At 73.1% G+C, this 19,631-nt stretch carries 16 protein-coding genes; 3 read left to right on the top strand and 13 right to left on the bottom strand.

The window, feature by feature from the left end; translation table 11 throughout:
• Nucleotides 1–21: 21 nt before the first annotated feature.
• Together dnaJ and hrcA are read right to left on the bottom strand one after the other, a co-directional pair.
• Nucleotides 22–1,158 carry a molecular chaperone DnaJ gene (gene dnaJ, locus ABZ478_RS02320; protein ID WP_359544622.1) on the bottom strand — a complete coding sequence of 379 codons (1,137 nt, stop codon included), beginning with the start codon at nt 1,156–1,158 and terminating at the stop codon, nt 22–24.
• Entirely contained in the window at nt 1,159–2,175 is a 1,017-nt protein-coding gene (hrcA, locus tag ABZ478_RS02315) for a heat-inducible transcriptional repressor HrcA (RefSeq protein WP_359544620.1), read from the bottom strand.
• A 161-nt stretch (nt 2,176–2,336) separates the two neighbouring features.
• Between hrcA and ABZ478_RS02310 the strand changes: the two genes are divergently transcribed.
• On the top strand, nt 2,337–3,059 hold the full coding sequence (locus tag ABZ478_RS02310) for an MBL fold metallo-hydrolase (RefSeq protein WP_359544619.1): 723 nt from the start codon (nt 2,337–2,339) through the stop codon (nt 3,057–3,059).
• A 34-nt stretch (nt 3,060–3,093) separates the two neighbouring features.
• On the top strand, nt 3,094–3,948 hold the full coding sequence (locus ABZ478_RS02305) for a DUF3097 domain-containing protein (RefSeq protein ID WP_359544617.1): 855 nt from the start codon (nt 3,094–3,096) through the stop codon (nt 3,946–3,948).
• Between the two features lie 41 nt (nt 3,949–3,989).
• Here the strand turns inward: ABZ478_RS02305 and hemW are convergent, their stop codons facing one another.
• The 4 genes from hemW to lepA all read right to left on the bottom strand — a co-directional run bounded on the left by hemW (nt 3,990) and on the right by lepA (nt 11,259).
• Nucleotides 3,990–5,222, bottom strand: coding sequence for a radical SAM family heme chaperone HemW (gene hemW / locus ABZ478_RS02300; protein ID WP_359544616.1), 1,233 nt, complete (start codon nt 5,220–5,222; stop codon nt 3,990–3,992).
• Nucleotides 5,223–5,249: 27 nt separating this feature from the next.
• Nucleotides 5,250–7,061 (bottom strand): SpoIIE family protein phosphatase, encoded by a 1,812-nt coding sequence (locus ABZ478_RS02295; protein ID WP_359544997.1) that lies wholly within the window; start codon nt 7,059–7,061, stop codon nt 5,250–5,252.
• 187 nt (nt 7,062–7,248) lie between these two features.
• Entirely contained in the window at nt 7,249–9,123 is a 1,875-nt protein-coding gene (locus ABZ478_RS02290; RefSeq protein ID WP_359544615.1) for an AMP-dependent synthetase/ligase, read from the bottom strand.
• A gap of 261 nt (nt 9,124–9,384) precedes the next feature.
• Nucleotides 9,385–11,259, bottom strand: a complete 1,875-nt coding sequence (lepA, locus tag ABZ478_RS02285; protein WP_359544614.1) for a translation elongation factor 4 — start codon at nt 11,257–11,259, stop codon at nt 9,385–9,387.
• A 226-nt stretch (nt 11,260–11,485) separates the two neighbouring features.
• Here lepA and rpsT point away from each other — a divergent pair, with 226 nt between their 5' ends.
• The gene (gene rpsT / locus ABZ478_RS02280; RefSeq protein ID WP_358927340.1) at nt 11,486–11,752 is read left to right on the top strand and encodes a 30S ribosomal protein S20; all 267 of its coding nucleotides are present in this window, start codon (nt 11,486–11,488) and stop codon (nt 11,750–11,752) included.
• Nucleotides 11,753–11,941: 189 nt separating this feature from the next.
• Here the strand turns inward: rpsT and ABZ478_RS02275 are convergent, their stop codons facing one another.
• The 7 genes from ABZ478_RS02275 to ABZ478_RS02245 all read right to left on the bottom strand — a co-directional run bounded on the left by ABZ478_RS02275 (nt 11,942) and on the right by ABZ478_RS02245 (nt 19,588).
• Entirely contained in the window at nt 11,942–12,337 is a 396-nt protein-coding gene (locus tag ABZ478_RS02275) for a nuclear transport factor 2 family protein (RefSeq protein ID WP_359544613.1), read from the bottom strand.
• A 140-nt stretch (nt 12,338–12,477) separates the two neighbouring features.
• The gene (gene holA / locus ABZ478_RS02270) at nt 12,478–13,467 is read right to left on the bottom strand and encodes a DNA polymerase III subunit delta (RefSeq protein WP_359544612.1); all 990 of its coding nucleotides are present in this window, start codon (nt 13,465–13,467) and stop codon (nt 12,478–12,480) included.
• 147 nt (nt 13,468–13,614) lie between these two features.
• On the bottom strand, nt 13,615–13,860 hold the full coding sequence (locus tag ABZ478_RS02265; protein ID WP_359544611.1) for a hypothetical protein: 246 nt from the start codon (nt 13,858–13,860) through the stop codon (nt 13,615–13,617).
• Between the two features lie 33 nt (nt 13,861–13,893).
• Complete coding sequence (locus tag ABZ478_RS02260; protein ID WP_359544610.1) at nt 13,894–14,766, bottom strand: arylamine N-acetyltransferase; 873 nt, start codon at nt 14,764–14,766, stop codon at nt 13,894–13,896.
• 28 nt (nt 14,767–14,794) lie between these two features.
• The gene (locus ABZ478_RS02255; protein ID WP_359544609.1) at nt 14,795–17,377 is read right to left on the bottom strand and encodes a ComEC/Rec2 family competence protein; all 2,583 of its coding nucleotides are present in this window, start codon (nt 17,375–17,377) and stop codon (nt 14,795–14,797) included.
• Nucleotides 17,374–18,561 carry a helix-hairpin-helix domain-containing protein gene (locus ABZ478_RS02250; RefSeq protein ID WP_359544608.1) on the bottom strand — a complete coding sequence of 396 codons (1,188 nt, stop codon included), beginning with the start codon at nt 18,559–18,561 and terminating at the stop codon, nt 17,374–17,376. Before ABZ478_RS02250 ends, ABZ478_RS02255 begins: the two co-directional genes overlap by 4 nt.
• Before the next feature lie 181 nt (nt 18,562–18,742).
• Nucleotides 18,743–19,588, bottom strand: coding sequence for a DegV family protein (locus ABZ478_RS02245; protein ID WP_359544607.1), 846 nt, complete (start codon nt 19,586–19,588; stop codon nt 18,743–18,745).
• Nucleotides 19,589–19,631 lie beyond the last annotated feature (43 nt).

Raw genomic sequence — 19,631 nt, 5'->3', positions numbered from 1 at the left:
AGGGGCCGCGGCCCCTCGGCCTCAGCGCCCGTTGAACGCGTCCTTCAGCCGCGAGAACAGCCCCTGCTGCCCCGGCTGGAACTGCCCCGTCGGCCGCTCCTCGCCCCGCAGTTTCGCCAGCTCGCGCAGCAACCGCTCCTGCTCGGGATCCAGCTTGGTCGGGGTGGTGACCTCGACGTGGACGATCAGGTCGCCCCGGCCGCCGCCGCGCAGATGCGTGACGCCCCGGTTGTGCAGCGGGATCGACTGTCCGGACTGGGTGCCCGGCCGGATGTCGACCTCCTCCATGCCGTCCAGCGTCTCCAGCGGCACCTTGGTGCCGAGGGACGCCGCGGTCATCGGGATGGTGACCGTGCAGTGCAGGTCGTCGCCGCGCCGCTGGAAGGTCGAGTGCGGCAGCTCGTGGATCTCGACGTAGAGGTCACCGGCCGGACCGCCGCCGGGGCCGACCTCGCCCTCGCCGGCGAGCTGGATCCGGGTGCCGTTGTCGACACCGGCCGGGATCTTCACGGTGAGGGTGCGGCGGGAGCGCACCCGGCCGTCGCCCGCGCACTCCGGGCACGGGGTCGGCACGACCGTGCCGAAGCCCTGGCACTGGGGGCAGGGACGGGAGGTCATGACCTGGCCCAGGAAGGACCGGGTGACCTGCGACACCTCACCGCGGCCGCGGCACATGTCACAGGTCTGGGCGGTCGTGCCCGGAGCCGCGCCCTCGCCGCTGCAGGTGTTGCAGACGACCGCGGTGTCGACCTGGATGTCCTTGGTCGTGCCGAAGGCCGCCTCGTCCAGTTCGATGTCGATCCGGATCATCGCGTCCTGGCCGCGCCGGGTGCGCGAGCGCGGCCCGCGCTGCGACGCCGTACCGAAGAACGCGTCCATGATGTCGGAGAAGTTGCCGAAGCCACCGGCCCCGAAGCCGCCCGCGCCCGCGCCGCCCGCCTGGGAGAGCGGGTCGCCGCCGAGGTCGTAGACCTGCTTCTTCTGCGGGTCCGACAGCACCTCGTAAGCGGCGTTGATCTCCTTGAACCGCTCCTGGGTCTTCGGATCGGGGTTGACGTCCGGGTGCAGCTCGCGCGCGAGCCGGCGGAACGCCTTCTTGATCTCATCCTGCGACGCGTCGCGGCGCACGCCGAGAACGGCGTAGTAGTCCGTGGCCACTTACGACTCCGCCAGGATCTGTCCGACGTACCGTGCCACTGCGCGTACCGCTCCCATCGTTCCCGGGTAGTCCATGCGGGTCGGTCCGACCACGCCGAGCTTGGCAACCGCCTCGCCGCCCGAACCGTAGCCGACCGACACGACGGACGTGGAGTTGAGTCCCTCGTGTGCGTTCTCGTGCCCGATGCGCACCATCACGCCCGGATCCTTCGCCTCGCCGAGGAGCTTGAGGAGCACGACCTGCTCCTCGAGGGCCTCCAGGACGGGCCGGATCACGAGGGGAAAGTCATGTCCGAAACGGGTGAGATTGGCGGTGCCGCCGATCATCAGCCGCTCCTCGTTCTCCTCGACCAGTGTCTCCAGCAGAGTGGAGAGCACCGTGGAGACCGTACCGCGATCCTCGTGCTCGAACCCCTCCGGCAGGTCCTCGACGAGACGCGGCACGTCGGAGAACCGGCGGCCCGCGACCCGGCTGTTGAGCCTGGCCCGGAGGTCGGCGAGGGCCGTCTCCCCGAACGGCACCGGGCAGTCCACCATCCGCTGCTCGACCCGGCCGGTGTCCGTGATCAGCACGAGCATCACGCGCGCGGGGGCGAGCGAGAGCAGTTCCACGTGCCGCACGGTGGACCGGGTCAGGGACGGGTACTGCACGACGGCGACCTGCCGGGTCAGCTGCGCGAGCAGCCGCACCGTGCGCGCGACGACGTCGTCGAGGTCGACGGCGCCCTCGAGGAAGTTCTGGATCGCCCGGCGCTCGGGGCCGGTCATCGGCTTGACGCCCGCGAGCTTGTCGACGAACAGCCGGTAGCCCTTGTCGGTGGGGATGCGCCCGGCGCTGGTGTGCGGCTGGGCGATGTATCCGTCGTCCTCCAGGGCGGCCATGTCGTTGCGCACGGTCGCCGGGGACACGCCGAGGTTGTGCCGCTCGGTGAGCGCCTTGGAGCCGACCGGCTCCTCGGTGCCCACATAGTCCTGGACGATGGCGCGCAGCACCTGAAGTCTGCGTTCACTCAGCATCCGCGCGCACCTCCAGCATGTCTTCCGCTCGGCCCTTCGGGTCGTCCGCCTGGCACTCTGCGTGTCCGAGTGCCAGCGTTCCCCGGCCAGTGTACGGCCGTGGGGTACTCACTGGGCAAGGTCGGTCCCGCCACATCGCGTCCTACCGTTAGCGTCGCGTTATGTCCGTGACTTGGGAAGAGCTGGGATGGGAGCGGTTGGCCGACGGGGTCGGGCGGTGCCGGCTGCCCGGCTGGGACTGCACCGCGGGCCTGGTGCTCGGGGCGGGTACGGCGCTGATGGTGGACGCCGGGTCGAGCCTCGCCGAGGGCGCGCGGCTGCGGGCGCGGGCGCAGCGGCTCGCGGGGCACCGTGTGACCCATCTCGCGCTCACCCATCCCCACTTCGACCACGTCTTCGGGGCGTCCGCCCTCGCCGGGGCCGAGGTGTACGCGGCGGTCGGCACGGACGCGGTGCTGGCGCACGGGCGCGGGGAGCTGCGCCTGGACGCGGTCAGGAACGGCCTGCCGGTCCCGGACGCCGACGAGGCGGTGGACGCGCTGGTGCCGCCCCGGCACCTGGTCTCCGGGGAGTGGACGCTGGACCTCGGCGGCGGGCGTCAGGTGCTGCTGGCCAACGTGGGTCCCGGCCACACGGCCCACGACCTGGCGGTGCTGGTGCCGGGCGACCCGGAGGTCGTCTTCTGCGGCGACCTGGTGGAGGAGTCGGGCGACCCTCAGGCGGGCCCGGACGCGGTCCCGTCCCGCTGGCCGGACGCGCTCGACCGCCTGCTGTCCCTGGGCGGCGAGGACGCGCTGTACGTGCCCGGTCACGGAGCGGTGGTGGACGCGGCCTTCGTACGGCGCCAGCGCGAAGAGCTGGCGGCGCGTTTCGGCGTGTCATGAGCACAGACCCGCCGGTTCTCCTATCGTCATCCGAATGCGCCCACCCGTCTCCCGCCACCGCCCTTCCAACGAGGGCCCTTCGGGCCCGCGCCCTCGTGTGTACGCCTCCGATCTGACCCCGCCGTGGAAGAAGTCCCAGCCCGTGCCGGAGGTCGCGGCGGAGCCGGGGCTGGTGGTGGAGGAGCCCGGTTCCGGGTTCTGCGGGGCGGTGATCCGCTGCGAGGCGGGCACGGTCACGCTGGAGGACCGCTTCGGCAAGCACCGGGTGTTCCCGCTGGAGCCGCGCGGTTTCCTGCTGGAGGGCCGGGTGGTGACCCTGGTGCGGCCGTCGTCGGCTCCGGCACGGCCCACCCGCACGGCGTCCGGTTCGGTGGCCGTTCCCGGCGCACGCGCGCGCGTGGCCCGCGCCGGCCGCATCTACGTCGAGGGCCGGCACGACGCGGAGCTGGTCGAGAAGGTGTGGGGCGACGACCTGCGCGTCGAGGGCGTGGTCGTGGAGTACCTGGAGGGCGTGGACGACCTGCCGTCGATCGTCGCGGAGTTCGCGCCGGGCCCGGACGCGCGCCTCGGCGTCCTGGTGGACCACCTGGTGCCGGGCACGAAGGAGTGGCGCATCGCCGGATCCGTGACGAGCGAGCACGCGCTGGTCGTCGGCCACCCGTACATCGACATCTGGGAGGCGGTGAAGCCGGCCTCACTGGGCATCGGGTCCTGGCCCCGCGTCCCGCACGGCCAGGACTGGAAGACGGGCGTGTGCCGGGCGCTGGGCTGGCCGGAGAACACGGGGGCGGCCTGGCAGCGGATCCTGTCCGGGGTGCGGTCCTACAAGGACCTGGAGCCGGAACTGCTGGGGCGGGTGGAGGAACTGATCGACTTCGTGACGGCGTAGCGGTGCGGCCGGCGCACCCGCCGGTGCCGGACGCCGGGTGATCAGTCCACCAGATCCCGCACCACCGCGTCCGCCAGCAGCCGCCCGCGCAGGGTCAGGACGGCGCGGCCCTCGCCGTAGGGGCCCTCCTGGAGCAGTCCGTCCGCCAGCGCCCGGCGTGAGGCCGCCAGCCCCTCCTCCTTCAGCAGCGGCAGCGGCACCCCCTCCCGCAGCCGCAGCTCCAGCAGGATCCGCTCCACCCGCCGGTCCTCGTCCGAGAGCAGTTCGCGGCCCGCGCCCGGGGACCGGCCCGCGGCCAGCGCCGCCGCGTAGGCGCCCGGGTGCTTGACGTTCCACCAGCGCACCCCGCCCACGTGCGAGTGGGCGCCGGGTCCCGCGCCCCACCAGTCCGCGCCCCGCCAGTACAGCTCGTTGTGCAGGCAGCGCCCGGACTCGGAGGTGGCCCAGTTCGAGACCTCGTACCAGTCGAAGCCCGCGGCGGACAGGGTCTCCTCGGCGATCAGGTAGCGGTCCGCGTGGACGTCGTCGTCCGTCATCGGGACCTCGCCGCGGCGGATGCGGCGGGCGAGCTGGGTGCCCTCCTCGACGATCAGGGCGTAGGCGCTGACGTGGTCGGGGCCCGCGCCGATCGCCGCGTCCAGCGAGGCCCGCCAGTCGTCGTCGCTCTCCCCCGGGGTGCCGTAGATCAGGTCCAGGTTGACGTGCTCGAAGCCCGCCGCCCGTGCCTCCGCCACACATGCCTCGGGGCGGCCGGGGGTGTGCGTGCGGTCCAGGATCCGCAGCACGTGCTGCCGCGCGCTCTGCATGCCGAAGGAGATCCGGTTGAAGCCGCCCTCACGGAGGGTGGTGAGGTACGCCGGGTCGACCGACTCCGGGTTCGCCTCGGTCGTGATCTCCGCGTCCGGCGCCAGACCGAACTCGTCGCGGATCGCCGCCAGCATCCGTACCAGGTCGTCGGCGGCCAGCAGGGTGGGCGTGCCACCGCCCACGAAGACCGTGCGGACCTGGCGGGGGTCGTCGCCGAGGACCTTCCGCGCCAGCCGGATCTCGTCCGTCAGGGTGTCCGCGTAGTTGTCCCGGGAGGCGAGCACGCCGCCGGTGCCGCGCAGCTCGGTGGCGGTGTACGTGTTGAAGTCGCAGTAGCCGCAGCGGGTCGCGCAGTACGGGACGTGCAGGTAGAACCCGAGGGGGCGGCCGGCGGCCCCGGCGAGCGCGGAGGCGGGCAGCGCGCCGTCGTCGGGGACGTGCTCACCGTCGGGGAGTGCGGAAGGCATGTCCCCCATTGTCCCGTACGGCGGGAGTCACCCCGCCTGGAGCACCAGCAGGGCCAGGTCGTCCTCGGGCAGACCGCCGCCGAAGTCGTGCACGAGACGGCGGATCCGCTCGGCGATCTCCTCGGCGGTCAGGCCCGCGCAGCCGGACAGGGCCCGCGCGAGCCCGTCGCCGTCGTCGAACTGGCGGGAGCCGGAGCGCCGCTCGGTGACGCCGTCGGTGACGCACAGCAGGCTGTCGCCGGGCCGCAGCTCGACGGTCTCGCTGGTGTATGTCTCGTCCTCGACGACACCGAGCAGGGTCTGCGGGCGGGCGGCGGTGCGCACCTCGCCGTCGGGGCGCAGCAGCAGCGGCAGGGGGTGCCCGGCGGAGGCGAGGGTGCAGCGGACGCCGCCGTCCGCGTGGGGCGTCAGCTCGCCGTAGAGCAGGGACAGGAAGCGGGTCTGCGGTCCGTCCCCGGCGGCCACGGGCCGGCCGCCGGCCGCGACCAGCGCGCGGGCGGCGGCGTCGGCGGCCTCGGTGGCGTCGTCGAGGAGGAGCTGGTTGAGCCGGTCGAGGACGTCGGCGACCCGGTAGCCCTCGCGGGCGAGCAGGCGCAGCCACGGCCGGGCGAGCCCGATCACGACGGCTGCCTCCGGGCCCTTGCCCTGGACGTCGCCCACGGCGAAGCACCAGCGGCCGTCGCCCGCCGGGAACAGGTCGTAGAAGTCGCCGCTCGGGCCGCCCTTGTCGCAGGGCTCGTAGACGAGGGCGCTGCTCATCCCGGGGATCTCGGCGACCGCTCCGGGCAGCAGCCCGCGCTGCAGGACGGCGCTGATGGTGGCCTGCCGGGCGTACTGGCGGGCCGCGCCGATGGCGAGGGCCACCCGGCGGCTCAGGTCCTCCACCAGGCCGGTGACCTCGTCGGGGAACCGGGGCTGCCCGCACCGCCCGAGGACCAGGGTGCCGAGCGGGCGGCCGCCCGCGATGAGGCGGAAGGCGAGGGCCGTGCCGTGGGTGCCGAGCGCCTCACCGGGCCACGGGTGGGGCTCCGGGTCGGGCCTCAGGCCCTCCGGCGGCCGGGGCGGGTCCTTCTCCAGGGCGCGGTGCAGTTCCTCGGCGCGGTCCTCGTCGGCCACCCAGACCCCGGCGGGTGCGCCGCCGTCGCCGCCGCGTACGGTCGCCTCGTCCTCCAGCCACACCGCGCACCAGTCGGCGAGCCGGGGCACGATCAGCCGGCCGGTGAGGGCGGCGACCAGGTTCTCGTCGAGCTGTCCGGCGAGCAGGTCGGAGGCCTCGGCGAGGAAGGACAGCGCGCCCCGGCCGAGCCAGTCCCGGTCGCGTCCCTCGCCCCGCGGCCGCGGGGCGAGGACCTCGGCGATGTCCAGGGTGTGGTCGGCAGCGGGACCTTCCAGCGGTTCGCCACCGGGCCGCAGCCGCGCCCACACGGTCTTCTCGCCCCGGCGGTAGGTGACGCCCCAGGATTCGGCGAGGTCGGCGACCAGGCGCAGTCCGCGCCCGTACTCGGCCGTCTCGCTCGACGTGTCGCCGGTGCCGGGGTCGCGCGGGGGTCGGGCGGGATGGCGGTCGCCGACCTCGACGACGAAGGCGCCGGTCGTCTCCAGGCGCCAGTCGACGTCGACGTCGGTGCCCGCGTGGACGACGGCGTTGGTGACGAGTTCGCTGACGACGGCCAGGGCGTCGTCCACGAACCGCCGGGGCAGCGCGGGGACCTCGGCGAGCGCGGCGCGCACCAGGGCGCGGGCGGAGCCCGGGGCGAGGGGGCTGCCGGGCAGGCCGGCGTGCCCGCGCACCGCCGGGGCGTGGGTGTCGTACTCCCGTTGCGTCGGTATGGCCGCCATGTCCATGCGGCCAGGGTGACAGACAGGACGCAAGCCTAAGCGGTGAGTCACGAAGCGGGCGGCAACGCGTGAGAACTGTGCTACTGGGGCGGAGGAAGACGGTCAGTTGCGGGCGGGATGCGAAGCGAGTCGTAAGAGGGCGGGGGCCGCACCGGGGTGCGGCCCCCGCCGTCCTCACGCGATGGCGTCAGGATTCCCGGGCCCCCGTGTACATCTCGTCGATGAGGTGCTTGTACTCCCGCTCCACGACGGGCCGCTTCAGCTTCAGGCTCGGCGTGATCTCGCCGTGCTCCACGTCGAGGTCACGGGGCAGCAGGCGGTACTTCTTGATGGTCTGCCAGCGCTGCAGGTTCTGGTTGAGCTCCTTGACGTAGCCGTCGACCATCTCGACGGTCTGCGGCGCGGCCACCACCTCGGCGTACGACTTGCCGTCGAGGCCGTTGTCCTTGGCCCACTGCAGGATCGCGATCTCGTCGAGGGCGATGAGGGCGGTGCAGTAGTTCCGGTCGGCGCCGTGCACCAGGATGTTGGAGACGTACGGGCACACCGCCTTGAACTGGCCCTCGACCTCGGCCGGGGCGACGTACTTGCCGCCGGAGGTCTTGATGAGGTCCTTCTTGCGGTCGGTGATGCGCAGGTAGCCGTCGGGGGACAGCTCGCCGATGTCGCCGGTGTGGAACCAGCCGTCGGACTCCAGCACCTCGGCGGTCTTCTCGGGCTGCTGGTGGTAGCCGTCCATGATGCCGGGGCCGCGCAGCAGGATCTCGCCGTCGTCGGCGATGCGGACCTCGGTGCCGGGCAGCGGCTTGCCGACGGTGCCGGTGCGGTAGGCCTCGCCGGGGTTGACGAAGGAGGCGGCCGAGGACTCGGTGAGGCCGTAGCCCTCCAGGATGTGGATGCCGGCGCCGGCGAAGAAGAAGCCGATCTCCGGGGCGAGCGCGGAGGCGCCGGAGACACAGGCGCGCAGCCGGCCGCCGAAGGCCTCACGGAGCTTGCCGTAGACGAGAGTGTCGGCGACCTTGTGCTTGGCGCCCAGGCCGAACGGCACCGCGTGGGCACCGGTGCGGCGGAAGTTGTCCTGGGAGACCTTGGCGTACTCGCGGGCGACCTCGGCGGCCCACTGGAAGATCTTGTACTTGGCCGCGCCGCCCTCGCGGGCCTTGGCCGCGACGCCGTTGTAGACCTTCTCGAAGATGCGCGGCACGGCCGCCATGTACGTCGGCCGCACCACCGGCAGGTTCTCGATGATCTTGTCGACGCGGCCGTCCACGGCGGTGACGTGGCCGACCTCGATCTGCCCGGAGGTGAGCACCTTGCCGAAGACGTGCGCCAGCGGCAGCCACAGGTACTGCACGTCGTCGCCGCTGACCAGGCCGGTCGCGGCGATCGCCTTGGCCATGTACGCCCAGTTGTCGTGCGGCAGGCGCACGCCCTTGGGACGGCCGGTGGTGCCGGAGGTGTAGATCAGGGTGGCGAGCTGGTCCCTGGTGATCGCGCCGACCCGCTCCTTGATCAGCTCGGGGTGCTTCTCGAGATAGGCGGCGCCGCGCTGCTCCAGCTCGGTGAGGGTGGTCACCCAGTCGCTGGTCTCGACACCGGCCGGGTCGATGACGACGACCTTGGTCAGCGCGGGCAGCTCGGCACGCTTCTCCACGGCCTTGGCGAGCTGGGCCGCGTCCTCGGCGATCAGGATCCGGCTGTCGGAGTCGGAGAGGATGAACGCCGACTCGTCGGCGTTGGTCTGCGGGTAGATCGTGGTGGTGGCACCGCCCGCGCACATGATGCCGAGGTCGGCGAGGATCCACTCGACCCGGGTGGAGGCGGCGAGCGCGACCCGCTGCTCCGGCTGGAGGCCCAGCTCGATGAGGCCGGCGGCGATGGCGTAGACCCGCTCGGCCGCCTCGCCCCAGCTGAGCGACTTCCAGTCGTCGGGGCCGTCCCCGGAGGCCGGGGGCACCGGATGGCGGTAGGCCTCGGCGTCCGGTGTGGCCGCCACGCGCTCCAGGAAGAGGGCCGCCACGGACGGCGGACGGTTCTCGATCAGGGTCTGTGTGTCGCTCACGACATCCTCCGGGGCCCGCGACGGTGCGGCTGGCTCAGGTGCGGCTGGGTTGACTCACGGTGGGGTTGGGACTCGTTGTTTAACTCGCGAGTAACTATCGAGCAGGCATCAGGGTAAGGGGCGACCGGCCGCTGCGTAAGGGGCATCGGCCTGTCACTTTCCACTCAGAGCGACGCTACGCACGCGTAGGGACCCGCCGCACTTTCGCACGACGAGCCCCTCCGTGTCCGTTTTACGGATGCGACCGGCTGTAACCTCCGGTTACTTCTTGCCCTTGCCCGACCCCGCGCTGTCATCGCTGGACAGGACGGCGATGAAGGCTTCCTGCGGAACCTCCACGGAACCCACCATCTTCATCCGCTTCTTGCCTTCCTTCTGCTTCTCCAGCAGCTTCCGCTTACGGGAGATGTCACCGCCGTAGCACTTGGCGAGGACGTCCTTGCGGATGGCGCGGATGGTCTCACGGGCGATGACCCGGGAGCCGATGGCGGCCTGGATGGGCACCTCGAAGGCCTGCCGCGGGATGAGCTCGCGCAGCTTGGCGACGAGCCGCACGCCGTACGCGTAGGCCGCGTCCTTGTGGGTGATCGCCGAGAAGGCGTCCACCTTGTCGCCGTGCAGCAGGATGTCGACCTTGACCAGGCTCGACGTCTGCTCGCCGGTGGGCTCGTAGTCCAGCGAGGCGTAGCCGCGCGTCTTGGACTTCAGCTGGTCGAAGAAGTCGAAGACGATCTCCGCGAGCGGCAGCGTGTAGCGGATCTCGACCCGGTCCTCCGAGAGGTAGTCCATGCCGAGCAGGGTGCCGCGCCGGGTCTGGCACAGCTCCATGATCGAGCCGATGAACTCGGTGGGCGCGAGGATCGTGGCGCGCACGACCGGCTCGTAGACCTCGTCGATCTTGCCTTCGGGGAACTCGCTCGGGTTGGTGACCGTGTACTCGGTGCCGTCCTCCATGAGCACGCGGTAGACCACGTTGGGGGCGGTGGCGATCAGGTCGAGACCGAACTCGCGCTCCAGGCGCTCCCGGATCACGTCCAGGTGCAGCAGGCCGAGGAAGCCGACGCGGAAACCGAAGCCGAGGGCGGCGGACGTCTCCGGCTCGTAGACCAGCGCGGCGTCGTTGAGCTGCAGCTTGTCCAGGGCCTCGCGCAGCTCGGGGTAGTCGGAGCCGTCCAGCGGATACAGACCCGAGAACACCATGGGCTTGGGGTCCTTGTAGCCGCCGAGCGCCTCGGTGGCGCCCTTGACCTGGCTGGTGACGGTGTCACCGACCTTGGACTGGCGGACGTCCTTCACACCGGTGATCAGGTAGCCCACCTCGCCCACGCCGAGGCCGTCGGCGGGAAGCATCTCGGGCGAGTTGGTCCCGATCTCCAGCAGCTCGTGCGTGGCGCCCGTCGACATCATCCGGATGCGCTCGCGCTTGTTGAGCTGGCCGTCGATGACACGGACGTACGTCACGACACCGCGGTAGGAGTCGTAGACCGAGTCGAAGATCATCGCGCGTGCGGGGGCGTCGGCGACGCCGACCGGCGCCGGGATCTCCTTGACGGCCTTGTTCAGCAGGGCGTCGACACCCAGGCCGGTCTTGGCGGAGACCTTGAGGACGTCGTCCGGGTCGCAGCCGACCAGGTTCGCCAGCTCCTCGGCGAACTTCTCCGGCTGCGCGGCCGGCAGGTCGATCTTGTTCAGCACGGGGATGATCGTGAGGTCGTTCTCCATCGCCAGGTAGAGGTTGGCGAGGGTCTGCGCCTCGATGCCCTGGGCGGCGTCGACGAGGAGGATGGTCCCCTCGCAGGCGGCCAGCGACCGCGACACCTCGTAGGTGAAGTCGACGTGACCCGGGGTGTCGATCATGTTGAGGATGTGGGTCGTGCCCTGGTCGGGGCCCTCGGTCGGGGCCCAGGGCAGACGCACCGCCTGGGACTTGATCGTGATGCCGCGCTCGCGCTCGATGTCCATCCGGTCGAGGTACTGAGCACGCATCTGCCGCTGCTCGACCACACCGGTCAGCTGGAGCATCCGGTCGGCGAGCGTGGACTTGCCGTGGTCGATGTGCGCGATGATGCAGAAATTGCGGATCAGCGCCGGGGCGGTACGGCTCGGCTCGGGCACATGGTTAGGGGTCGCGGGCACGCAGGGTCCTGTCTCTTGAGGCGCCTTATGCCTCGGGTCGGATCGATACGTAGTCTCCATGGTCCCACGCGGAGGAACCATGGACCGTTTTGGGCCGCTCGCAGGGCCACTGGTACTGTAGATGGCTGTGCCTCATGCCCTCTCAGCGCGAGGCACGACCAGATAATTTTGGATCACCGGTACGGGACCCGAGCGGCCCCGCGCCTGAACCTGAAAAGGCTCCTTCGTGGCGAACATCAAGTCCCAGATCAAGCGGATCAAGACCAACGAGAAGGCTCGGCTGCGCAACAAGGCCGTCAAGTCCTCCCTGAAGACCGCGATCCGCAAGGCCCGTGAGGCCGCTGCCGCGGGTGACACCGAGAAGGCCACCGAGCTGCAGCGCGCTGCCGCGCGTGCGCTCGACAAGGCCGTCTCGAAGGGTGTCATCCACAAGAACCAGGCCGCCAACAAGAAGTCGGCGCTTGCTTCCAAGGTCTCGTCCCTCCAGGGCTGAACCTCCTTTCTGATCTGACCGCCGGAAGGACCCAGAGCGGGCCCTCTCTCATCCGCTCCCGTCCGGCACCCCGGATTCGTACGCGGCCTGCGTTCGCCACGCGGGTGCGAATCCTCAGTCTTGATCCGAAGGCCCCGGCGCTCTCCCTTCCCCAGGGCGGGCAACGGGGCCTTCGGCATGCCCTGGGCCTCAGCCCCAGAACGCGTTCTCCTTGTCGACGTCGTCGACGCACTCGTCGATGTCGGTGATCCTGTCGCCGACGACACGCAGGACGAGGCATCCGTCGACGCGGTGACGTCTGCCCTCACGCTCGGCGGTGATGTGGTGCAGGGCCACGGCATGGCCCCGGCCGTCGACGAACACATGGCGCAGCTCGGCACGGAAGCTGCCGCCGGTCTCCTGGAAGAGCCTGCGGTACAAGCCGATCACCGCGTCCTGGCCCTTGAAGTCGCCCGCGAGCGCGTGGCTGCCGGGCACGTGGTGGGTGACGTCCGCCGTCATCATCCCGCGCAGGGCGTCCAGGTCGACGCGGAGGAAGGCGTCGTAGGCCTCGCGGACGAGGGTCGCGTGCGGATGCTCAGCCATGGCGATCGCCACCTTTCAGTGCGTCGGCGATGTACGGCTGATACGTACGATTCTCCTCGCCGGCCGCCGCGGGGCGACTGGATCAGGCCCGGCTCTCCCCGGGCCGGTGCCGGTGGGCCGGTGGCGAGAGGTGACCGCTGTCAGCCCCGGCCTCGGGATCGCGCGGCCCGGGCGATGGTCACGACCGCCTTCTCCAGCGCGTACTCGGGGTCGTCACCGCCGCCCTTCACGCCCGCGTCCGCCTCGGCGACCGCGCGCAGGGCCACGGACACGCCGTCCGGTGTCCAGCCCCGCATCTGCTGGCGCACCCGGTCGATCTTCCAGGGCGGCATGCCCAGCTCCCGCGCGAGGTCCGCGGGCCGGCCGCCGCGCGCCGAGGAGAGCTTGCCGATCGCGCGCACTCCCTGGGCGAGCGCGCTGGTGATGAGCACCGGGGCCACGCCGGTCGCAAGTGACCACCGGAGCGCTTCCAGCGCCTCCGCCGTCCGTCCCTCCACGGCCCGGTCGGCGACCGTGAAGCTGGAGGCCTCGGCCCGCCCGGTGTAGTACCGGCCGACGACCGCCTCGTCGATCGTCCCCTCGACGTCCGCGACGAGCTGCGACACCGCGGAGGCCAGCTCCCGCAGATCGCTGCCGACGGCGTCGCAGAGCGCCTGGCAGGCCTCCGGTGTCGCCGACCGGCCGAACGAGCGGAACTCCCCCCGTGCGAAGGCCAGCCGGTCCGCCGGCTTGGTCATCTTCGGGCAGGCCACCTCCCGCGCGCCCGCCTTGCGCGCGGCGTCCAGCAGCCCCTTGCCCTTCGCGCCGCCCGCGTGCAGCAGCACGAGGGTGATCTCCTCGGCGGGCGACCCGAGGTACGCCTTCACGTCCTTGACCGTGTCGGCCGAGAGATCCTGCGCGTTGCGCACGACCACGACCTTGCGCTCGGCGAAGAGCGAGGGACTCGTCAGCTCGGCGAGCGTCCCCGGCTGCAACTGGTCCGGCGTCAGGTCCCGTACGTCGGTGTCGGCGTCGGCGGCCCGGGCGGCGGCCACCACCTCCTGCACGGCACGGTCGAGCAGCAGGTCCTCCTGGCCCACGGCAAGGGTCACCGGGGCGAGAGGCTCGTCATTCGCAGTCTTTCTGGCCATCGCCTACAGCATCCCACGCGGCACCGACAGCGGACCGGCCCGCGCACCCGGACCGGACCCCGGCTTCTCCCCCGGCTTCTCCCCCGGCCTCTCCTCCGGCCTCTCCCCGGCCCGGGCCCCGAGCCGCGCCCAGAGTGGAGCCTGGGGTCACGGCTCCTCGCGCCAGCCGTCCCACCGGCCCGCGAACGCGTCCAGCTCGGCGGGGTCGAGCCGGCCGGCCTCGTCGCGCAGCGCCAGCAGCCACTGGGCGTCCTCGGCGTCGTCCTCCCCGGCCAGGGCGTCCCGGACCGGCCGGGGATCCTCGTCGACGCCGAAGTGCTCCGCGAGCGCCTCGGCCACCTCCTCGGCGGTGTCGCGGTCGGGCAGCACCAGCACATGTCTCACATCGCTCACGGACACATTCTCCGGCACCGGGCACGGGCCGGTTCAGCCCGCCCGGTTTCCCTGCCGCACCGTCGGCACGGCGGCCAGCTCGATGCCGAACCCCTCGCGGTACAGCGCCAGCACCTCCTCGTCCGTCGCCGGCTCCCGTGTCTCCTTCCTCCCGTCGGGTGACGTGGTGGTCAGCGCGCGTCCGCCGAGGGTGATCCGCCCGCCGTCCTCGGTCACCAGCGAGCACACCAGGGACCGGGTGAAGTGCGAACGCGGCGAGGTGCTGTGCCACCAGGCCCCGCCCGTGAAGTCCCCGAGCGCCCGCGGCCGCGTCTCCAGCCGGTACTGCGGTCCGCCGTCCCGCAGCACGTCCAGGTCCCCGCCCCCGTCCGCCGGACCCACGGCACCCATCACGCCGGCCGGACCCGCAGCCGCACCGGTCACGCCGGCCAGGTCCGGACCGGCCTCCGTCACCCGGAACGTCCCGCCGGGGTCCTTCTGCTCACCGCGTTCGGCGAGCGCCAGCGGAAAGTGGCTGTGTGCCCCGAACCCGACATCGGCGAGCCAGTCGGTGCCGTCCGCCGTGCACACCCGCAGCGCGAGATGGTCGTACGGGATGCCGAGACGGCCCTCGTTCCCGTACACCCGTCCCGCCAGCAGCGCGACCTCGAAGCCGAGGGAGGCGAGCAACGCCCCGAAGGCGCCGTTCAGTTCGTAGCAGAAGCCGCCCCGTCGCCGTCCGACCACCTTGTCCAGCAGACGCTCCTCCTCCAGGACGATCTCCTCGCCCAGGTGGATGGAGAGGTTCTCGAAGGGGACGGTCCGCAGATGGCGCAGGTGCAGCTCGCGCAGCGCCTCGGCGCTGGGACGGTGCGGGCGCGCGGCCCCGATACGGCGGAGGTAGGCGTCTGCCTGGGCTGAGTCCATACGCCCAGTCTGGGCGAACACCCGCCGCTCAGTCTCCCGTCACCCGCACCTCCCCCTCCGTCCCGCCGTCGCCGCCGACCGCGAGCGCCCCGTCCCGGTCGGTGCGCAGCACCGTCGCCCCGCCGGCCCGCAGCGCGGCCACGGTCACCGGTGCCGGGTGACCGTAGGGGTTGCCGGCGCCGGTGGAGATGAGCGCCACCCGCGGGGCGGCCAGCCGTATCAGGTCCGGGTCCTGGTACGCCGAGCCGTGGTGGGCCACCTTCAGCACGTCCACTCCCGCGAGTCCGGCCACGGCCGGGGACCGCAACAGGGCCTGCTGGGCCGGGGGTTCGAGGTCTCCGAGCAGCAGCAGTCGCAGCCCGCCGGACCGCACGAGCAGGACGACACTGGCATCGTTCGGGCCGTCGGGTTCCAGTACCGGTGCCCGGCCCGGGGCGGGGGCCGCGGGTGGCCACAGCACCCGCCAGCTCAGTGTCCCGCTGCGCCGCTCCTCCCCCGCCGCTGCCGTGGTGAGTGGGATGTGCCGTCGCGCCGCCTCCCTTCTGACGAAATCGGCCTGGTCGGCCGGTTCCTGGTGGTCCGTGGTCTCGATCTCGGCCACCGAGCGGCCCCGCAGGACACCGGGCAGGCCCGTGACGTGGTCGGCGTGGAAATGGGTCAGGACGAGCAGCGGGACCCGGGTGACGCCGAGTGCGCGCAGGCAGTGGTCCACGAGTTCCGGATCTGGCCCGGCGTCCACCACCACCCCGGTCCCTTCACCGGCCGCCAGCACGGTGGCGTCGCCCTGCCCGACGTCGCACATCGCGTACCGCCAGCCCGGGGGCGGCCAGCCGGTGATCACCCGGGTCAGCGGTGCCGGCCGGACCACCGCCACCAGGAGCAGCACGGCCAGCGCGCCGCACCACCAGGGGTGCCGCAGCAGCCGCCGCCCGGCCGGCACCGCGGCCACGGTGACCGCCGCGAGCAGCAGCGCCCCGGACCAGCTCGCCGGCCAGTCCACTCCCGCGCCGGGCAGCGCCGCGCCGGTCCGGGCGATCTTCGCGATCCATCCGGCGGGCCAGCCGGCGCACCACGCGAGCGCCTTGGCCGCGGGCATCGCCGCCGGTGCGACGGCCAGGGCCGCGAAGCCGAGCACCGTGGCCGGGGCGACCGCCACCTCGGCGAGCAGATTGCAGGGCACCGCCACCAGGCTCACCCGGGCCGACAGCACCGCCACGACCGGCGCGCACAGGGCCTGTGCGGCGGCGGCCGCGGCCAGCGCCTCGGCGAGCCGGGCCGGCACCCCGCGCCGGCGCAGCCCCTCGCTCCAGCCGGGCGCCAGCACCAGCAGCGCACCGGTGGCCAGCACGGAGAGCAGGAACCCGTAACTGCGGGCCAGCCACGGGTCGTACAGCACCAGCAGCAGCACGGCCGTGGCCAGGGCGGGGATCATGGATCTGCGGCGTCCCGTCGCCAGGGCGAGAAGGGCGACCGAGCCGCAGGCCGCGGCCCGCAGCACGCTGGGGTCGGGCCGGCACACGATCACGAAGCCGAGCGTGAGCGCCGCCGCCAGCAGCGCGGTCGCCCGCAGCGGAAGTCCCAGGCGTGGGGCGAGTCCGCGGCGCTCGGCGCGCCGGGCCAGGCCGGGCGGCCCGAGGAGCAGGGCGAGCAGGATCGTGAGGTTGCTGCCGGAGACGGCGAGCGTGTGCGCGAGGTCCGTCTCCTTGAACGCCTCGTCGAGTTCCGGCGTGATCCGTGAGGTGTCGCCGACGACCAGCCCGGGCAGCAGCGCCCGGCCGTCCGCGGGCAGTTCCTCGGTCGCCTCCCGCAGTCCGGCCCTGAGCCGGCCCGCCAGCCGCTGCGGACCGTTCGGCCCCGCCACCATCTCCGGCTCCGGATCACCCCGTACGCGCAGCACGGCCGCGGTGCGGTCCCCGCCCGTCAGGGCGGGCGCCAGCCGGGCGGTCACCCGCAGCCGGGTGGACGGCAGCAGTCCGAGCCAGGCCGTGCGCGCCTCGTGCGGGGTCCGCGCGGTGGGCACGGCTCCGCCGGGTGGCGCCCTCGGCGCCGGGACGTCCCGGTCCACGACCATCAGTACGGGGCTCCGCGTCCGCACGGTCCTCCCGTCGTCCTGCTCGACGCGCCGCACCTCCGCCCGGGCCAGTACCGCCACCGGTGCCGCGTGGTCGCCCCGCACCCGTGGTCTGCTGAGCCAGGGGTCGCCGCTCAGCTCGACCTCGGCGGTCACGGTGGCGAACCGCCGCGCGGACTCCGGCACCGGGCCCCGCCGTACGTCCGCTCCGTGCAGCCCGGCGGAGGCGGCGGCCGCTGCCACGCACAGGAGCATGGCGGCGACCGGAGCGCGGGACCGGTCGAGCCGGCCGGGACCGGTCCGGCGCCGCGCCGACAGCAGAGCGGCGCCGGCGATACCGCAGCCGACAGCGAGGGCGGCACTCCAGGCGGGCGAGGCGCCGAGCACCACGGCAGCCGTCCCCCAGGCCGCGAGGGCGGGCGGCACCAGGCGCAGGTCGGCCGGGGCCTCGGGCTCACCCGGGTGGCTCCTCCCGCGCTGCTCCCCGGGAGTCTCCTCGGCGGGTCGCGCTCGCCCCGCTCCGGCCCCTCCCCCGCTCATGGCCGCACCATCGCGCGCAGGTCGGCGAAACGGCGGTCGCCGATCCCGTTGACCTGGCGCAGTTCGTCCACCGAACGGAAACCGCCGTGCCGGGTGCGGTAGTCGATGATGTGCTGGGCCAGCACCGGACCGACCCCGGGCAGGGCGTCGAGCTGGTCCACGGTCGCCGTGCTGAGGGAGACCGGGGCCGCGGGTCCCGCGCCTCCCGCCGCTCCGCCCGCGCCGTTGCCGGGCCCGGGCGGGGCGGGCGCCGCCCCGGCGGGCGCGCCGACCAGCACCTGTTCGCCGTCCACCAGGAAGCGGGCCCGGTTGAGCCCCTCGGTGCTCACCCCGGGCCGGACCCCGCCCGCCGCGCGCAGCGCGTCGGCCACCCGGGAGCCGGCCGGAAGCCGCCGGATCCCGGGCCTGCGGACCTTGCCGCCGACGTCCACGACGATCGCCGCGGCGGGCGCCGTCGCGGCGTCCGTAGAGGACGTGTCCACCGCGGAGGCGCCGGTGGACCGGCTCGGCTTCGCGTTCTCGTCCCTGCCCGCGTACGGCCCCTCGGCGCGCACCACTTGAGGAGCGCTCACCGTCTCCGTGCGGCCCGTCCAGAAGTGCTGGACGGCGAACACGGCGGCCACCACGAGCACCACGGCCAGCGCGACCACGCCCCGCCGCTCCACCCCGCACCGCGTCTGCAGCCAGACCGGCAGCCGCTCCCGCAGAGCGAGCCCGGTCCGCTCCCGAAGAGTGGGCGCGGACTGCTCCCGCAGAGTGGGCGCGAGCCGTTCCGCAGGCTCGAATCGGCCTGTGAAGTCCGGCCGTTGTGTGTCGTGAGCGCCGACCGGATCCGTGCCGTCGGCCGGGGTGGGCGGATCGGCCTCACGAGCCGCCTCGCTCGTCCCGCCCGGAGCAGTTGGTGCCGTGCTCGGCGACCGCGGTCCGGGCGCCGGCCCCGTCGTACTCGCCGTGTTCGCGGGTGGCCGGCCGTCCGGCGGGGCGTTGCCCGACTCCGGCCAGTGCACGGCGTGTTCACCGAAGAGGAGTTCCGCGCGGCGGCGCAGCCCCTCGGCGGGTGCGGGCGAGCGGTGACGGGGGCGGGGACGGTCGGCGGGGCGGCGGTGGACGCGGCCGTCGGAGCCGGGGCCACGGCCCGGTCCGCTGGTCGGGTCGGCGGTGCGTGAACGTGATCGAAGTGCCATGCGACGAGGATCGGGCAGTCCGCCGAGTCGCGATGATCTTGGTCAATTTCCGTGGACCACGGCCCTCTTGTGGAAAACTCCACCACCCGTACGAGTGATCACATCCCGGGTGCCGACATCCCGCGCGCCGACATCATGGGCCATCACACCCCGCACGGGCACACCGCCGAGCGGCGCCCGCTCAGCGCGGCGAGACGACCGCGCCCAGCAGCCCCGGCCCGGTGTGCGCCCCGATCACCGCGCCGACCTCGCTGACGTGCAGGTCGGCCAGCCCGGGCACACGGACCCGCAGCCGGTCGGCGAGGGCGGACGCCCGGTCGGGGGCGGCGAGATGGTGGACGGCGATGTCCACCTCGGCGCCGCCCGCCCGGTCGGCGACGATCTCCTCGAGGCGGGCGATCGCCCGGGACGCCGTGCGCACCTTTTCCAGCGGTTCGATACGGCCGCCCTCCAGCTGGAGCAGCGGCTTGACGGCCAGCGCGGAACCGAGCAGGGCCTGTGCGGCGCCGATGCGCCCGCCGCGGCGCAGATAGTCGAGCGTGTCGACGTAGAAGTAGGCGGAGGTGCCCGCGGCCCGCTTCTCCGCGGCGGTGACGGCGTCGTCCGCGGTGCCGCCCGCCTCCGCCGCCTCGGCGGCGGCCAGGGCACAGAAGCCCAGCGCCATCGCGATCATCCCGGTGTCCACCACCCGCACCGGAACCGGCGCCTCGCGCGCCGCGAGGACCGCCGCGTCGTAGGTGCCGGACAGCTCGGCGGACAGATGCAGGGAGACGATGGCGCTCGCGCCGGATTCGGCGACCTTGCGATAGGTCTCCGCGAACATCTGCGGGCTGGGCCGGGAGGTGGTGACCGGACGACGTTTCTGCAGTGCCTGGGCGAGGGAGCGGGTCGAGATCTCGGTGCCCTCTTCGAGCGCCTGGTCGCCGAGGACCACGGTCAGAGGCACCGCGGTGATGCCGTGGCGCTCCATCGTCCGTGGCGGCAGGTAGGCCGTTGAATCGGTGACGATCGCGACATGGCGGGACATGAGCTGGAGGTTACCTGCCGTGGTGCCCGTACGGCAGACCGGC

It is taken from the genome of Streptomyces sp. NPDC005706, from assembly GCF_040631045.1.
GTDB lineage: Bacteria > Actinomycetota > Actinomycetes > Streptomycetales > Streptomycetaceae > Streptomyces.
This window is presented reverse-complemented; position numbering and strand designations above follow the sequence as displayed.

What these genes read in the sequence shown, in the direction of transcription:
- ABZ478_RS02295 (WP_359544997.1), bottom strand. Translation starts at nt 7,061, where the DNA reads ATGGCGGCCATACCGACGCAACGGGAGTACGACACCCACGCCCCGGCG.
- ABZ478_RS02305 (WP_359544617.1), top strand. Translation starts at nt 3,094, where the DNA reads ATGCGCCCACCCGTCTCCCGCCACCGCCCTTCCAACGAGGGCCCTTCG.
- ABZ478_RS02275 (WP_359544613.1), bottom strand. Translation starts at nt 12,337, where the DNA reads ATGGCTGAGCATCCGCACGCGACCCTCGTCCGCGAGGCCTACGACGCC.
- ABZ478_RS02250 (WP_359544608.1), bottom strand. Translation starts at nt 18,561, where the DNA reads ATGGCACTTCGATCACGTTCACGCACCGCCGACCCGACCAGCGGACCG.
- hemW (WP_359544616.1), bottom strand. Translation starts at nt 5,222, where the DNA reads ATGCCTTCCGCACTCCCCGACGGTGAGCACGTCCCCGACGACGGCGCG.
- hrcA (WP_359544620.1), bottom strand. Translation starts at nt 2,175, where the DNA reads ATGCTGAGTGAACGCAGACTTCAGGTGCTGCGCGCCATCGTCCAGGAC.
- ABZ478_RS02255 (WP_359544609.1), bottom strand. Translation starts at nt 17,377, where the DNA reads ATGAGCGGGGGAGGGGCCGGAGCGGGGCGAGCGCGACCCGCCGAGGAG.
- ABZ478_RS02260 (WP_359544610.1), bottom strand. Translation starts at nt 14,766, where the DNA reads ATGGACTCAGCCCAGGCAGACGCCTACCTCCGCCGTATCGGGGCCGCG.
- ABZ478_RS02245 (WP_359544607.1), bottom strand. Translation starts at nt 19,588, where the DNA reads ATGTCCCGCCATGTCGCGATCGTCACCGATTCAACGGCCTACCTGCCG.
- ABZ478_RS02310 (WP_359544619.1), top strand. Translation starts at nt 2,337, where the DNA reads ATGTCCGTGACTTGGGAAGAGCTGGGATGGGAGCGGTTGGCCGACGGG.
- holA (WP_359544612.1), bottom strand. Translation starts at nt 13,467, where the DNA reads ATGGCCAGAAAGACTGCGAATGACGAGCCTCTCGCCCCGGTGACCCTT.